At 66.4% G+C, this 14,826-nt stretch carries 14 protein-coding genes; 8 read left to right on the top strand and 6 right to left on the bottom strand.

All coding sequences use genetic code 11. From position 1 onward, the window contains the following. The first annotated feature begins 116 nt into the window (after positions 1-116). From A4H34_RS00105 to A4H34_RS00125, 5 genes are all read left to right on the top strand, one after another. A complete protein-coding gene (locus tag A4H34_RS00105) occupies positions 117-1,139 on the top strand; it encodes a 1,4-dihydroxy-2-naphthoyl-CoA synthase (protein WP_064230654.1) in 1,023 nt (340 codons plus the stop codon). Between the two features lie 11 nt (positions 1,140-1,150). Continuing rightward, positions 1,151-2,446 (top strand): AMP-binding protein, encoded by a 1,296-nt coding sequence (locus tag A4H34_RS00110; RefSeq protein WP_156510191.1) that lies wholly within the window; start codon positions 1,151-1,153, stop codon positions 2,444-2,446. Between the two features lie 78 nt (positions 2,447-2,524). Next, positions 2,525-3,412 (top strand): 1,4-dihydroxy-2-naphthoate polyprenyltransferase, encoded by an 888-nt coding sequence (locus tag A4H34_RS00115; RefSeq protein WP_064230656.1) that lies wholly within the window; start codon positions 2,525-2,527, stop codon positions 3,410-3,412. A gap of 5 nt (positions 3,413-3,417) precedes the next feature. Further along, positions 3,418-3,978, top strand: a complete 561-nt coding sequence (locus A4H34_RS00120) for a PLD nuclease N-terminal domain-containing protein (protein WP_082902942.1) — start codon at positions 3,418-3,420, stop codon at positions 3,976-3,978. A gap of 118 nt (positions 3,979-4,096) precedes the next feature. Continuing rightward, positions 4,097-5,212, top strand: coding sequence for a winged helix DNA-binding domain-containing protein (locus A4H34_RS00125; RefSeq protein ID WP_064231613.1), 1,116 nt, complete (start codon positions 4,097-4,099; stop codon positions 5,210-5,212). Between the two features lie 209 nt (positions 5,213-5,421). On the opposite strand, the gene A4H34_RS00130 is transcribed toward A4H34_RS00125, so the two are convergent. From A4H34_RS00130 to A4H34_RS00150, 6 genes are all read right to left on the bottom strand, one after another. Further along, positions 5,422-6,951 (bottom strand): serine hydrolase domain-containing protein, encoded by a 1,530-nt coding sequence (locus tag A4H34_RS00130; RefSeq protein WP_231870891.1) that lies wholly within the window; start codon positions 6,949-6,951, stop codon positions 5,422-5,424. 567 nt (positions 6,952-7,518) lie between these two features. Next, on the bottom strand, positions 7,519-8,955 hold the full coding sequence (locus A4H34_RS00135; RefSeq protein ID WP_064230659.1) for a serine hydrolase domain-containing protein: 1,437 nt from the start codon (positions 8,953-8,955) through the stop codon (positions 7,519-7,521). Between the two features lie 192 nt (positions 8,956-9,147). Beyond that, complete coding sequence (locus A4H34_RS00140) at positions 9,148-9,822, bottom strand: histidine phosphatase family protein (protein WP_064230660.1); 675 nt, start codon at positions 9,820-9,822, stop codon at positions 9,148-9,150. 79 nt (positions 9,823-9,901) lie between these two features. Then, entirely contained in the window at positions 9,902-10,549 is a 648-nt protein-coding gene (locus A4H34_RS00145) for a MarR family winged helix-turn-helix transcriptional regulator (RefSeq protein ID WP_064230661.1), read from the bottom strand. Between the two features lie 46 nt (positions 10,550-10,595). Continuing rightward, positions 10,596-10,661, bottom strand: coding sequence for a 30S ribosomal protein bS22 (locus A4H34_RS10480; RefSeq protein ID WP_434533527.1), 66 nt, complete (start codon positions 10,659-10,661; stop codon positions 10,596-10,598). A 121-nt stretch (positions 10,662-10,782) separates the two neighbouring features. Continuing rightward, positions 10,783-10,995 (bottom strand): helix-turn-helix domain-containing protein, encoded by a 213-nt coding sequence (locus A4H34_RS00150; RefSeq protein WP_040323104.1) that lies wholly within the window; start codon positions 10,993-10,995, stop codon positions 10,783-10,785. Between the two features lie 293 nt (positions 10,996-11,288). On the opposite strand from A4H34_RS00150, the gene A4H34_RS00155 reads away from it, so the two are divergent. The 3 genes from A4H34_RS00155 to radA are packed head-to-tail and all read left to right on the top strand — an operon-like array spanning position 11,289 to position 14,759. After that, on the top strand, positions 11,289-12,689 hold the full coding sequence (locus A4H34_RS00155) for a TrkH family potassium uptake protein (RefSeq protein WP_231870892.1): 1,401 nt from the start codon (positions 11,289-11,291) through the stop codon (positions 12,687-12,689). A 13-nt stretch (positions 12,690-12,702) separates the two neighbouring features. Then, positions 12,703-13,365 carry a potassium channel family protein gene (locus A4H34_RS00160; RefSeq protein WP_009198570.1) on the top strand — a complete coding sequence of 221 codons (663 nt, stop codon included), beginning with the start codon at positions 12,703-12,705 and terminating at the stop codon, positions 13,363-13,365. Positions 13,366-13,382: 17 nt separating this feature from the next. Next, complete coding sequence (gene radA, locus A4H34_RS00165; protein ID WP_064230662.1) at positions 13,383-14,759, top strand: DNA repair protein RadA; 1,377 nt, start codon at positions 13,383-13,385, stop codon at positions 14,757-14,759. The last annotated feature ends 67 nt before the right edge of the window (positions 14,760-14,826 follow it).

The following is a 14,826-nucleotide window of genomic DNA, read 5'->3' on the forward strand; positions in this document are numbered from 1 at the left end:
AAGCCCGCCCGCCTTCGCATACCAAGCCCGCCCGCCTTCGCACACCAGTCCCGCCCGCCTTCTCACGGCGCGCAGGCTCCCAGCGCCGTCAAGCCTCACGACTTAAACTTTCATCCATGGACGAATTCCCTCCGCTTCCCGCGGCAGTCTCCGAGACCTTCGACCCCGAGCGCTGGCGCGACGTCGCCGGACTCGATTTGCAGGACGTCACCTATCACCGCGGAGTCGAACGCACCCGGGGGGCCGACGGCGCCGTCGTCGCGTGCGCCGACCTCCCCGTCGTCCGCATCGCCTTCAACCGCCCCGAGCTGCGCAACGCCTTTCGGCCCGAAACAGTCGACTCGCTCTACCGTGCACTCGACTGCGCCAGGCTCGACCCGTCCGTGGGCGCCGTCGTCCTCACGGGCAACGGCCCCTCCCCCAAGGACGGCGGGTGGGCTTTCTGCTCGGGAGGCGACCAGCGCGTGCGCGGACGCGACGGGTACAGGTATGAGGGCGCCGCGAACGGCGAGGCGAGGTCCGACGCCGAAATCTCGCCCGCCGGGCGCGCGCCCGGCGGACGTCCCTCCGGAGGGCGCCCGTCCAACGGCAGGCTGCACATCCTCGAGGTCCAACGGCTCATCCGGAACATGCCAAAGGTCGTCATCGCCGCTGTTTCGGGATGGGCCGCGGGCGGCGGGCACTCCCTCCACGTGGTCTGCGACCTGTCCGTCGCCTCGCTCGAACACGCCCGCTTCAAGCAGACAGACGCAAACGTCGGGTCGTTCGACGCAGGGTACGGCTCTCAGCTGCTCGCTCGCCAAGTGGGCGACCGCAGAGCCCGGGAGATCTTCTTCCTGGCGCGGCCCTATTCGGCGGAGGACGCCGTCGCCTGGGGCGCTGTCAACGAGGCGGTCCCCCACGCCGAGCTGGAGGATCGCGCGCTCGAGTACGCGGCAACCGTGGCGCAGAAGTCCCCGCAGGCCATCCGCATGCTCAAGCTCGCCTTCAATGCCGCCGACGACGGCATCGCCGGCATGCAGGCCTTCGCGGGCGAGGCCACCCGGCTCGCATACATGACCGAGGAGGCCCGCGAGGGGCGCGACGCCTTCCTCGAACGACGCTCCCCCGACTGGTCGCCCTTCCCTTACTATGCGTGAGGCCGATTGCCATGAGTGAGTCCGACTTGAACCCCTCCCACAGCTCCGCCGGCCTTCGCGCGGTCGCGGGCGGCACGAGTCCCGCCTCCCGCGAGCGCACCCTCGACGTCGCCCGGCGGCTCGCTTCCTTCCGGCGCAGCCCGTCCCGGAAGCTCGACCCGTCCGGGCAGCCTCATCCCCCGACGATGCTGACGGACGAATCGCTCGTCCATGGCGGCAATCCGGTTGACGCCGCCTTCGCTTGTGGCCCAATCCCGCCCGAAACGGCTTTGATTTTGCGAACTTCGGGTTCGACGACGGGCGTGGGAAGCCTCGTGGCGATCTCGCGGGACGCCCTCCTCGCCTCCGCCGAGGCGACCGAGGAGGCCCTCGGCGGCCCCGGGCATTGGGCCACATGCCTGCCCACCAACCACATCGCCGGTTTTCAGACCCAGTTCCGTTCGGCAGCCGCCGGCCTGACCTCTATCGACGCCGGGGCCGGCCGTCCCGAAGACCTCGCGCGGGCCGCCGACTTTGACGGGAAGTCCGCGCCTCTTTACGCATCGCTCGTTCCCACGCAGCTCAGGCGCCTTCTCGCCAGTTCGGCCGCGCGAGCCGCCAGGCGCTTCGACGCCGTCCTCGTGGGAGGGGCCGCCGCAGGCGCCAGGCTTCTGGAGGCCGCCCGGGCCGCTGGCCTGAAGGTCGTCACCACGTATGGAATGACGGAAACCTGCGGCGGCTGCGTGTACGACGGACGCCCCATCGGGGACACCCGCGTCGCCGTCGAAGACGGCCGCATCGTTTTGTCGGGCTCGGCGGTGGCGCTCGGATACGTGGGAGGCCCCGATTTCGCCGGGACGTTCCGCACGAGCGACGTCGGCCGCCTGGAAGCCGGCCGCCTGACCGTGCTCGGGAGGGCCGACGACGCGATCACCACGGGCGGCATGACGATCATGCCCGCCGTCGTCGAAGAGGCTCTCGCGCGCAGCGGGGCGGGCGAAAGCGTCGTCGTCGGAATCGACGACGACGAATGGGGCGAGATAGCTGTGGCCGTCGTGGGCGCGACGGGGCTTTCCCGGCCGACTGCCTCCAAGATGCGCAAGGCGATCGCCGAAGAGCACGGGAAGGCCTACGTTCCCAGGTTGTTCCTCAGCTTCTCGGACCTCGGGCTTTCGGATCCCGGGCACTCAGAGTCCGGGCCTTCGGATCCCGAGCCCTCGGGCGCCGGCTCCGGCGGCGTTCCGCTGACCACATCCGGCAAGCCGGACAGACGCGCAATCCGCGAGCTCGTCCGCCGCGCCTTGGACCGCCGTTCTCCTTCTTCGTAGCGCCTCGCTTCGAACCGCCGGCCCCGTTCTCGCAGCGCGGCGCGCCAGAACGCGACGAACCGCCGGTATCATGGCTCCGTGGCGGTTTCAGATTGGATCGAAGGGGCGCGCCCAAAGACGCTGCCCGCAGCTTTGGCCCCTGTCATGGCTGGGACGGCGGTGGCGCTGCACATGGGCGAAGCGTCCCTCGTCCGCGCCGCGCTCGCGGCCGTTCTCGCCCTCGCGCTGCAGGTGGGGGTCAATTTCGCCAACGACTATTCGGACGGGATCAGGGGCGCGGACGCCGTCCGCTCCGGCCCTCCGCGGCTGACCGGCGGAGGCAAGGCGTCCCCCGGCACGGTCAGGAGCGCCGCGTTCGCGGCCTTCGGAGTCGGCTCGGCGGCCGGCCTCGCTCTGGTGGCGCTGTCCGGCCAATGGCAGCTGCTTCTCGTCGGCGTCGCGGCCCTCGCAGCGGCTTGGTTTTACACCGGAGGCAGCCGCCCGTACGGATACATGGGCCTCGGGGAGGCGTTCGTCTTCGTCTTCTTCGGGCTCGTCGCGACGGCGGGAACGACTTACACGCAGGCGCTGTCGGTCCCCTGGCAGAGCTGGCTCGCGGCCTGCGCCGTCGGCTCGGCGGCCTGCGCGCTGCTCATGGTCAACAACATTCGCGACATCCCAACCGACGCCGACGTCGGCAAGAACACCCTCGCGGTCCGGATCGGCGACAGGCGGGCCAGGCGGGCCTTCGCCGCCCTGGTCGCTGTGCCGGTCGTCACACCACTCGCACTGATCGGAGACCTCGGCCTCTGGGCCGCCTTGGTCGCCGCGCCAACCTCCCTCCTCGCCTGGCGCGCCGTCTCGCCCGTGCTCGCAGGCGCCGGCGGACGCGATCTGATTCCCGCCCTCCGCACCGCGGGCCAGGCGGAGCTCGCCTTTGGCGTAACTCTCTTTCTGGCTTACGCGGGGGCCGTTTACCTACACTAAGTTCCATGCCCCGTGTCATGCTTGCCATCACGATCGTCGCCCTCTGCATCTACGGGATCATCGACTGCGCTCGCACGCCGAAAGAGTCGATGCCGGGGCGCCTGCCCAAGCCCGTCTGGATCGTCGTCGCCTTGATCCCGGTCGTCGGCGCTCTCCTGTGGCTTCTCCTCTCGTGGCCGATCAAGCACCCGGACGGCTTCGGAACGATCGAGGTCGGACGGGGACGTCCGCGCAGGCACGAGCCCGAGGGGCCGATCGCTCCCGACGACGATCCCGAGTTCCTCGCCAAACTCGACGCCCGGAATCGCTTCGCCGAGTGGGAGCGCCAGCAGGCCAAGGCGGGGGGCAAATCCGGAGACGGCGGCAAGCCCGGAGACAACGACGCAGGCAAGGACGCCGCCGGCAAAAACCCCGACGGCGGCCCCGGCCACGATGACGCTTCCGGGCCCCAGAAGGCCCCGAAAGGCAAAACTTCCGAAGAGGGCGACCCATTCGCTTCGCAGTTCGACGATCTCGATGCAGAACTCCGCAAGTTTCTAGACGACGAGGGCTCGCAGTCCGCTTGACGGACGAATAGATCCACAAACGCATGGGTCCGCAGCCGCGCCGACGTCGAGCTCCCTGTACCGAGTCAAGGCTTTGAAGAGGCTCAGAATCTGGCGGCAACGACGAGAGGGGACGACGTTGATCGAGGTTTCCGCGCAGCAGGTGCTGGCATGGCGGTTGCACAGGCAGTGCCTGGAACCGTTGACGGACGCGTGCCCTGTTGAGATCGTCGGACGGCTCTGCGGTGTGCAGGCGCAGGTGGCTTCTGCTGCCGAGACTGCTATCGGCTTACGGCAACGCAGCCCGCGACCCGAAGGGGTCAAGCGTGCCTACTCCGACCGCTCGCTTGTCAGGACTTGGGCGATGCGCGGAACGCTGCACGCGATGCGGTCTGCGGACGCAGCGGAGTATCTGTCGCTGCTGGCCGGCGCTCGTACGTGGACCAAGCCCGCCTGGTCACGGCACTTCGGCGCTACGCCTGAGGAGGTCGATCAACTGACGGAGTCTGTCGCCGACCTCCTCGACGGTCAGGCGCTGTCTCGCGACGAGCTGGTGAGCGAGCTGGTTCGGGACAAACGGTTCACGGGGATGGAAGAGCAGCTGCGCTCCGGGTGGGGCGCCCTGCTCAAGCCTCTCGCATGGCAGGGCGCCTTGTGCTATGGCCCGAGGCGCTCTTCGAAGGTGACATTTACCAACCCTGCCAGTTTTCTGAAGAACTGGAATGGGTTGCCTGATCCCGCGCAGGCAGCACCGGCGGTCATCAAGCGTTACCTCTCCGTCTATGGCCCAGCGACCCCTGAAACCTTTGACGCGTGGCTTTCGCGCAACAGCAACAAGAAGTCAACGCTCAAAGCCTGGTTCGCCAGTCTTGGCGAGCAAATCGTCGAGGTGCGGGTGGAGGATGAGCCTCGATATCTGCTCGCCGAGCATGAGGACGAGCTCGCGGTCACCCAGCCCAGCCACGTTACCCGCCTCCTGGGAGCGTTCGACCAGTTCGTCCTTGGTCCTGGGACCAAGGACACTCACATGCTGGCGAATGAGCATCGCTCGCTGGTGAGCAAGGCTGCGGGTTGGATCGCTCCCGTCCTGACCCAGGGAGGGCGGATCACCGGCGTCTGGGAAATGGACGACGGGAACCTTGTCGTCACCCCGTTTCCAGGCGAGCAGGCGCCGCCGTCCAAGGCGCTGGAGGATGCAGCTGCGCGGCTTGCAGCGGTGCATGGTTTGGCGAAAGTGACACCGCGAGTGGGATGACCTCGACGTCGTCGGATCCGCCGACGAGTTTCCCACCGCGGACGCCAACGACGGCCCGGACATCGAAGAAGCGGTTGCAGATGCCGACGATCCCCGCCAAACCGCTTTCCCCGGAAGACGGATGCCATGCCGCTCGCCGCAAGGGAACGCCATGCCGTTCGCCACGGCAGAACGCCACAGGCCGCATCTGCCGGAAAGCAGCCGCTAGATCACTTCCCGCAAAGCGTCTTGTCCAGCGCTGAGACACTCCGCGCATCCTTTCCAGCCGTCATCGTCTCCGCCTCTTTCGCGTTCACAGCAGGCTCGGCCGTCGTGACGATCGTGGCGGCGGTCCCGTCGGGGCCCACGGCACTGAGGCTATGATAGCCGGGGTTGTTGCCGCTGTGGCCCCAGACGACGCCGCAGCTGGACTTGTGTGCGATGAGGCCCAGCCCGTATTCACCGCCCATCTCTGGCGCTGGAATGCTTTTCTTCATCTCGGCGATGCTCGCCTGGCTCAGCAGCGATCCGTCGAAGACCGACTGCATGAACTTGTTGAGTTCGCTGGGCGTGGAGACCATCGAACCGGCGGCCCCTTCCCACGAAGGATCGGCCTCGGTGATGTCTTCGAGCTTGCCGGGCTTGCCGTCACGCGTATGGTACCCGTGCGGGTGCTTGCCGCGAATGGTCTTCTCGCCTGGGCCAGGCATATAGGTGTGCTTGAGCCCCAAGGGTTTGACGATCTTCGTCTCGATCTGCTCGGCGATCGGACGCTTGGCGACGCGCTCGGCCAGCAACCCCAGAACGACGTAGTTGGCGTTGTTGTACTGGAACTTCGCCCCCGGCGCGAACTGCGCCGGCCGGCTCAGGACACCGTCGAGAACGTCCCTCGGCGAAACGTAATCGTTGCGAATCGCGAAGTAATCCAACTGGCCGTCCCCAAACTCTGGCAGGCCGGATGTGTGCTGGAGGAGTTGGCGCACAGTGATCTTTTTGCCGTCGACGCCTTGGCCCTTGACTATGCCTGGCAGGTAGGTCTCGATCGGCTCGTCGAGCTTGACCTTGCCTTCTTCGACCATTTTCATAATGAGGACCGCTACGAACGTCTTCGTATTCGACGCGATCCGCACTTCCCCGTCGAGCGGAGGCGCCTCGCCGGTCGCCAGGTTGCCCTTGCCCGCTGTGGCGCCAACCGCATTGCCGTCCTTGTCGGTCTTGGCAGCCAACGCACCCGGATACCCGGCGTCGACCAGTTCCTGAATGGTCGCCTTCAAATCCCGCTTCTGGGCCGCCTTCAACTTGCCGGTTTGCCTTGAAGAAGACGCCTGCTTCGAAGGACTTGCATACTTCGAGGCGGTCACCTGCTGTGAGGATGCCCCCGACGCCGATGTCAGCGAAGCCGACGCCGTCGTCGACACGGACGCCATCGCCGATCTCGCCGCCTCGTCCGCCTGCGCCGAAGCGGCCGAGCCCCACGCTGCAACGCTGAGCCCAATCAGCCCCGCAAGCGAAGCCGCCACGGACCGCGCCGAAGGCGGACGAGACGACGCAGCCCCAGGCCCGAGCCCGCGCACGGCCCGAGAACGGAAAGCAGAACCAGACGCGCCCGAACCAGACGCGCCCGAACCAGACGCATCCGAACCGGGGGCCGTTCGCCCGTCGGCTCCCGACGTTTTTCCAGACTGGACCTCATCAACCACAGCCTCGCGAGACTCGCCGCGACGGAACCATTTCATTGTTGTTTTCTTTGAGTTGCTCATGCCACCAGTCTCGCGACAACGACGGCGCGCAAACATCCCGCTGCCAGGCCAATACGCACGTCGCACCGTCCCGAAACCAACGGTGAAGCCACCCCGACATCGACTTTGAAGCCACCCAGACGCATCGGAATATTCTTGCGGCATGCAGCCGACAAAGCCTGCCCCGGCATCGGCTCCCTGTACAGAGGCCCGCTTCCGCCATCGGCACTCGAGACCCAATTGCCTTTCACGGTCGGTCGAACGGGGCGCCGGTCCGGAGCTGCCGCACGCCTCAACGCGCAGGGCTCGGCCTAGTCGACGCCATCCCAGGAGGCGGGGTCGGAGACGCACGCCTCAACGTGCAGGGCTCGGTCGCTTGCCTCAACGTTCAGGGCTCCGATCGCTTTTGCGACCGGAGCCCCGCACGCTCTGTCTTATTGAGTGAGATTTTCTACGTCCTTGTCGCACGCGCCGCTGACAGACGCGCCAAATGGACCAAGCGAGACTGCCCTCCCGCGGAAAGCCGACGCCGCACCGTTTGCTGCAGCTTGACGGCGTCGGACGCCTTCCGCAGAGGCAGCAGCCGCGTCACTTCCCGCAGAGCGCCTTGTCCAGCGCCTGGAGGCCCAGCCGTTTTCCTCCGGCCTCCTCGGCAGCCGTGTCTTTGGCGTTCGTAGCCGGGATTGCAGTCGTAGCGATAACGGCTGCGGCTCCGTCGGGCCCTACCGCATTGTCCGTCTGGGAACCGGGAATGGTTCCGCCGTGCCCCCAGGCCACACCGCAGCTAAGCTTGTGCCCGATAAGGCCCAAACCATACACGTCGCCTTCGTCGCCCATGGGAACCGACTTCTTCATTTCAGCAATGCTCGCCTGATTGAGCAGCGAACCGTCGAAGATCGACTGCATAAACTTGTTCAGCTCACTCGGCGTGGAGATCATCGAACCGGCGGCCCAGGCCCATGACGGATCGGCCTCGGTGATGTCTTCGAGTTTGCCGGGCTTGTTGTCACGCGTGTGGTACCCGTGCGGGTGCTTGCCGCGAAAGGCTTTCTCGCCCGGGCCCGGCATGTAGGTGTGCTTGAGCCCGAGGGGCTTGATGATCTTCGCCTCGATCTGCTCGGCGACCGGCCGCTTGCCCACGCGCTCGGCCAACAGCCCCAACACGATGTAATTCGTGTTCGTGTAAGTGAACTTTGCCCCCGGAGCAAACTGCGCCGGCCTGGTCAGAGCCATATCGAGGACGTCCCTGGGCGAAAGGTAGTCGTTGCGCATGGCGAAAAAGTCCGGCATACCGAGCATGATCTCCGGCAACCCCGACGTGTGCTGGAGCAGTTGACGCACCGTGATCTTCTTGCCGTCCACGCCCTGGCCCTTGATCAGGCCAGGCAGATACGTCTCGATCGGCTCATCAAGCTTGACCTTGCCTTCTTCGACCATCTTCATGATAAGGACAGCCACAAAGGTCTTCGTATTCGAACCGATCCGCACCTCCCCGTCAAGCGGAGGCGCCTCGCCGGTAGAGAGGTTGCCCTTTCCAGCCGTCGCGCCAACCGCATTGCCGTCCTTGTCGGTCTTGGCAGCCAACGCACCCGGATACCCGGCGTCGACCAGTTCCTGAATGGTCGCCTTCAAATCCCGCTTCTGGGCCGCCTTCGACGTCCCCCGCTTGGCCGATTGGCCCGACGGCGTCGGGCGATCCAGCGTCAGGACCGACGCCCCATGCACGGACGCCAAGCTTCGGGATGAAACCGAGGCCGACGACGGCGCAACCTCGTCCGCCTGCGCGGAGACCGCGCCGAAGGACGCCGCGCCGATGCCGATGAGCCCCGCAAGCGAGGCAGCCGCCAGCCGCAGCGACCTCGCCCGAGGCGCAGATGCGGAACGGCCGGCGGAGGCAGACCGCGGCGCAGCCGAAGGATAGGAAGAACTTCCGTCTGCGCCGCTCGTTGCAATGGAGCGATCCGCAAACCGATCGGAATCGTCGCGACGGAACCATTTCACTGTTGTTTTCTTTGAGTTGCTCATGCCACCAGTCTCGCGACAACGACGGCGCGCAAACATCCCGCTGCCAGGCCAATACGCACGTCGCACCGTCCCGAAACCAATGGTGAAGCCACCCCGACACCGACGCTGAAGCCATCCCGACCGAATGGAATATTCTTACGGTATGAAGCCGACAAAGCCTGCCTCAAACGTCGGAGCCCCGGCCGGAGTCCCTCACAGCCCGGTGTGAACCGCGGCCTCCGACGCCCCCGGCGTGACGTCACGAGCGCGTCGGACCAGTTCGGCAGCGGGCTCGTCATAGCCGACGCCCACGAGCTGGCGCCCGACAAACGTCAAAGAGGTCACGGAGCACAGGGCGCACTCTCGCTTGCGCGGGTCGTGAGCGAGCGGGCGCCCTTCGACGAAGCGGCGCATCGTCCATATCGGAAGCTGATGCGAAACGAGCATCGCCTCGCCGCCCTCAGCCTCACGGAGGGCGCGGCGCACGGCCTTGGACAGGCGTGCCACGATCTCCCTGTAAGGCTCGCCCCAGGAAGGCTCAGCAGGATTGACGTACCACGGCCAGTACCGCGGATGGGCCAGAATAAGCCGGTTCCTGTTGACGTTGACGCCTTCGAACTTGTTCCCCGCTTCAGTCAGGCCTTCGTCGAGGACGACCGGCAGGCCGTGCCTTTGCGCCGTCGGCTCCGCGGTCTCCCGAGCCCTTTCGAGCGGCGAAGAGACGATGAGCCGCAGGTCGCGCCCGTCAAAAAAATCGGCTGCGCTCTCGGCCATGGCGTGCCCAAGGGGCGTGAGGTGGAAACCCGGCTGTCGGCCGTAAAGCTGCCCGCTGGGATTGTCCACCTCCCCGTGGCGCACGAAATGGATGGTCGTGAGTTTGTCGTTCATGTGTCCATCCTGCCGTCGCGATCGATTTGATGTATTCAGATCGGTTTGAGGGATTCGGCGTCGCCCAAGTTCGAGGGATTCAGCCCGCCCGCGAGTCTGGCGCGTCTGCCGATTCGCCAGACGACGCCGGGCCTTCGGATCCCGCCGAGCGGTCAGAAGGCCGCGAACCCCCTGCCCCAGCCGAACCTGCCGATTGTTCCGAACCAACCGGCCCGCGAGACGCCACGGAAACCTCCGAATCCGCCTGAGAGTCTGCGGGCTTGACAGGCTTCACTTCGCTGGCGACGTCGGCCAAGATGTTCGACAGGCGCCCAAGCTCCAGCATGTCCTCCCTGCCCAGCTTGTCGACGAGCACGCGGCGAACCGAGTTCACGTGCGAAGGGGCGGCCGAAACCAAGTATTCAAACCCCTTCTCGGTCAGTATGCAGTTGACGCCGCGGCGGTCGTCGGCGCAGGGCTCGCGCCTGACCAGGCCGGCGTCTTCGAGTCTGCGCACCGTGTGGGTCAGCCGGGAACGTGAGTGAACGAGCCTGTCTGCCAGATTGGACATGCGGATCGTGCGCCCGGGCGACTCCGAAAGATGCGCAAGCACTTCGTATTCGTTGAGGGATATACCCTTTTCGTTCTCTATGTCCTGATTGAGCACTTCCATCACGAGGGAAACGGCACGCAAGAAAGCCCGCCAAGCTTTCTGTTCCTCCGGTGAAAGCCACTGAACGTCAGTCATCGCACCTCCCACACAAAAGGCCCGGAAACCGCCCGGGCCTTTTAGGTCACTTCTTGTTGCGACGCTGGTGCCGAGTTTTCCGAAGCAACTTGCGGTGCTTCTTCTTCGACATGCGCTTGCGACGCTTTTTGATGACGGAACCCACAGGTTACCTCCGAAACTAATGGGCTTGTGCCCTCGAAATATTCAGGAACATACTAGCGCCTTGAGCGCCGTACCGGTAAACGGACCCGTCACTCGCCCGCCGCACGGGCGGTCGGTTCGTCCTGCACGCCCAAAAGGGCGTCGATGGCCGACTTAGGAACCCGGTATGAACTGCCGAAGCGGACCGCGGGCAACTCCCCCGAGTGGACCATGCGGTAGACGGTCATGCGCGAGACTCGGGTGAGTTCGGCAACTTCGGCAACCGTGTAGAACTGCGGCGCTTTGTTCGGCAACTGCGTCATGAATCCCATCCTGCGAATACGTGTGGTGAACCTTCTCCGCACAGGCTAGCGGCGGTCACACCGCAAGGGTACATGAACTTTCACATCAGTCACAGCAGCCGGGCACCATCACCCGGGCGCGTCGCGCAGTTTCGGCGTTTCGGGCGGCGGGATTCTACGCCCGGGTCAGGCCTGCCGACGCTGCCAACAGGGACCAAATGGCGATAGTCTTGGCCAATCGACTCCTTTTCCCAGAGCCCTCGAGCTCTGAAAAAGGCAAGACGTGAATCAGGCAACAGTAAGGAGCGACCATCGTGCGCAAGCGAGTGCGGGCTCAGGGCCGCCCGTCCGCGGCACCCGGGCTTTTCCTCCGGGCGCGGGAGCGAATGGACCACGTCGCCCGCGATTCGCCCGCGCGCCTGGCCCTTTTCGTGTTCGCGGGGATCGTCCTCGTCGAGACGTCGCTGCTCTCGCTGCCGGCGTCGACCTCTTCGGGCCAACGCGCCCCCTTCGTCGACGCTTTCTTCACGGCGACGTCGTCGGTGTGCGTGACCGGGCTCGTCACTGTCGACACCGCCACCTACTGGTCGCCGCTGGGGCAGTTCTTCATCGCCATAGGGATGATGATCGGCGGGCTGGGCATCATGATGATGGCCTCGATTCTGGGAATCGTGGTGTCGCGGCGCATCGGCCTGACGCAGCGCTTCCTGGCGGCTTCGGAGACGAAGTCGCGCCTGGGCGAAGTCGGCCTGCTTGTGCGGGCCGTCGTCGTCGTCGCCCTCAGCGCGCAGGCGATCCTCTTCCTCACCCTCACGCCGTTTTTCATCCGCGAGGGCGACGCCATGCTGTCCGCGCTGTGGCACGCGGCCTTCATGGCCATCTCGATCTTCAACAACGGCGGCTTCGTCGTCATGCGCGACGGACTGGGACCGTATGCGGGCGATTGGACGCTGACCCTGCCCATTGTCTTCGGCACCGTCGTCGGCGCTATCGGCTTTCCCGTGGTGCTCGACATGTGGCGGCGTCGAGGCCACGGGAAGAAGTGGTCGCTTACGACGAAGCTCACACTCGTCACCTACGCGGTTCTCTTGCTCTTGGGCGCTCTGCTCTTCTTCCTCTTCGAATGGGACAACCCGAAGACGCTGGCGAATCTCTCCCTGGGCGACCAGATCCAGGCGACGCTCCTGCATTCGACCGTCGCGCGGTCGTCGGGCCTGGCGACGCTCGACGTCAGCTCGATGACGCAATCGACGTGGTTCCTCCTCGACGGGCTCATGTTCATCGGCGGAGGATCGACGTCGGCGGCCGGTGGAATCAAAGTGACCACCTTGGCCGTGATGTTCCTGGCGATCGTCGCCGAGGCGCGGGGAGACCGCGACACTCAGGCGTTCGGGCGGCGTCTGCCGTCGGAGGTGCTGCGCCTGGCCATCGCGGCCACCTTCTTGGCTTCGATCATCGTCACCGTAGGCACGATCGCGCTCATGGAGGTCTCCGGCCTCCCGCTCGCCGACGCCCTTTTCGAGGCGGTCTCCGCCTTCGCCACGTGCGGCCTGTCGACGGGCGTGACGCCCGGGCTGCCGACGGCGGGCAAGTACATCATCGCCGTCCTCATGTTTGCCGGGCGCACGGGCACGATGACGCTCGCGGCCGCGCTTGCCCTGCGCACCCGCCGCCGCGTCATCCACTACCCTGAAGAGTGGCCTACGATCGGATGACGGAGGAGCACGGATGAAGAAGAAACAGATTGACGACGACGCCGTCCTGGTGGTGGGCCTGGGCCGCTTCGGCACTGCGATCGCCTCGACCCTCGACGGTTTGGGCCGCGAGGTCCTCGCCATTGAGCGCGACCCCGTCCTGGTCCAGCAGTGGTCGCACAGGTTCAGAATCATCGAGGGCGACGCAACCAGCGCCGACGCCCTGGAACAGGCGGGTGCGCGCGAGTTCGGGGTGGCCGTCGTCGGCATCGGCAGCTCGCTCGAAGCCTCGGTTTTGGCGACAGCCAACTTGGCCGACCTCGGGATGAAGCAGATTTGGGCGAAGGCGACGTCGCGTTCGCACGGCCGCATCCTTCGCCGCATCGGCGCTCACCACGTGGTCTATCCCGAGTACGACGCCGGCGCGCGGGTCGCCCACATGGTCAGCGGAAAGATGCTCGACTACATCGAGATGGAAGACGGCTTCTCGATCATCAAGATGCGCCCGCCGCGAGACATCCAAGGGTTCACGATGGCCGAATCGAAAGTGCGCGAGAGGTTCGGCGTGACCATCATCGGCGTGAAGGCGCCCGGCCAGCCTTTCGAGTACGCGACCGAGGAGACGAAGATCGGGCCCGAGGACGTCATCATCGTCTCCGGCGACTCCGCCCTCCTCGAAGAGTTTGCCAATCGCTGAAGGGGCGGCGCAGTCCAATGGCAGCCAAAGCGGCGTCGCGCACGTTCACGTGCTCCGAATGCGGATGGACCGCCTCGAAATGGGTGGGACGCTGTCCGCAGTGCCAAGCGTGGGGAACCTTAGAGGAAGGCGGGGCGCCACGCACGCGCACATCCGCCCTCGCTCCGACGAGCCCCGCGACGCCCATCACCGAGGTCCCCACAACGGCCTCGGTCAAGCAGCCGACGGGAGTGGACGAATTCGACCGCGTCCTGGGAGGCGGCCTCGTCCCCGGGGCGGTCGTCCTGCTCGCGGGAGAGCCGGGTGTGGGCAAATCCACTTTGCTTCTCGACGTCGCCGCACGCGCAGCCGAGGCGGCGGCCCAGTCCGGCCGAGCCCCGGTGCTCTACGTCTCCGGCGAAGAGTCGGCCTCCCAGGTCAGGCTCCGCGCCGAGCGCATCGGCGCGCTCCACGATCATCTCCACCTGGCTGCAGAATCCGACCTCGCAACGATTCTGGGCCACGTGGACTCCGTGCGGCCCAGCCTGCTCGTGGTCGATTCCGTGCAGACTGCGGCCGATTCCCAGATCGAGGGGGCGGCCGGCGGCGTCGCCCAGGTTCGCGGCGTCACGAGCGCGCTCGTCGCCGACGCCAAAACCCGATCGATGCCGGTGCTGCTCGTCGGGCACGTGACGAAGGAAGGCTCGATCGCCGGCCCCAGGGTGCTCGAGCATCTCGTCGACGTCGTCTGCCAGTTCGAGGGCGACCGCCACTCGCCCCTGCGCATGGTCCGCGCCGTCAAGAACCGCTACGGCCCCACCGAAGAGGTCGGCTGTTTCGAGCTGAACGAGGCGGGCATCCGCGGCCTGGCCGACCCTTCGGGGCTCTTCCTGTCCTCGCGCCGCGAGAACGTGCCCGGCACATGCGTGACGATGGCCCTGGAGGGGCGGCGGCCGATGCCGGTCGAGGTGCAGGCCCTTATCGTTCCAAGCTCCGGGCCTCCAAGGCGGACGACGTCGGGTTTGGAGTCTTCTCGCGCGGCGATGGCGATCGCCGTTTTGCAATCGCGCCTCGGCCTCGACCTCGACCGCTGCGACGTTTTCCTCTCGACCGTCGGCGGCGCCCGCTCGGCCGAGCCCGCGACGGACGCCGCAATGGCTCTGGCGCTGGCAAGCGCGCGGCTGAGCAGGCCGCTGACCGCCGGAACCGCAGCGATCGGCGAGGTCTCGCTCACCGGCGAACTGCGGCCGGTGACGGGGATTCAGCAGCGCCTGGCCGAGGCTCGCAGGCTGGGCTTCGGAGCCGCGATCGTCCCTCGCGGAACGCGCGAAGCGAACGTCAAGGTCCCCGGCGGCTTGGCGCTGCTCGAATGCGACGACATCCTTGAGGCCGCCGCCCGCGAAGGCCTCGCCTGAGGCCGGGGGCGCCCTGTCGAGGGCGTCGCTGAGCCTCGGGTGTGTCCGAATTCCCGCCTCACCCGGG

The organism is Peptidiphaga gingivicola (assembly GCF_001652275.1).
GTDB lineage: Bacteria > Actinomycetota > Actinomycetes > Actinomycetales > Actinomycetaceae > Peptidiphaga > Peptidiphaga gingivicola.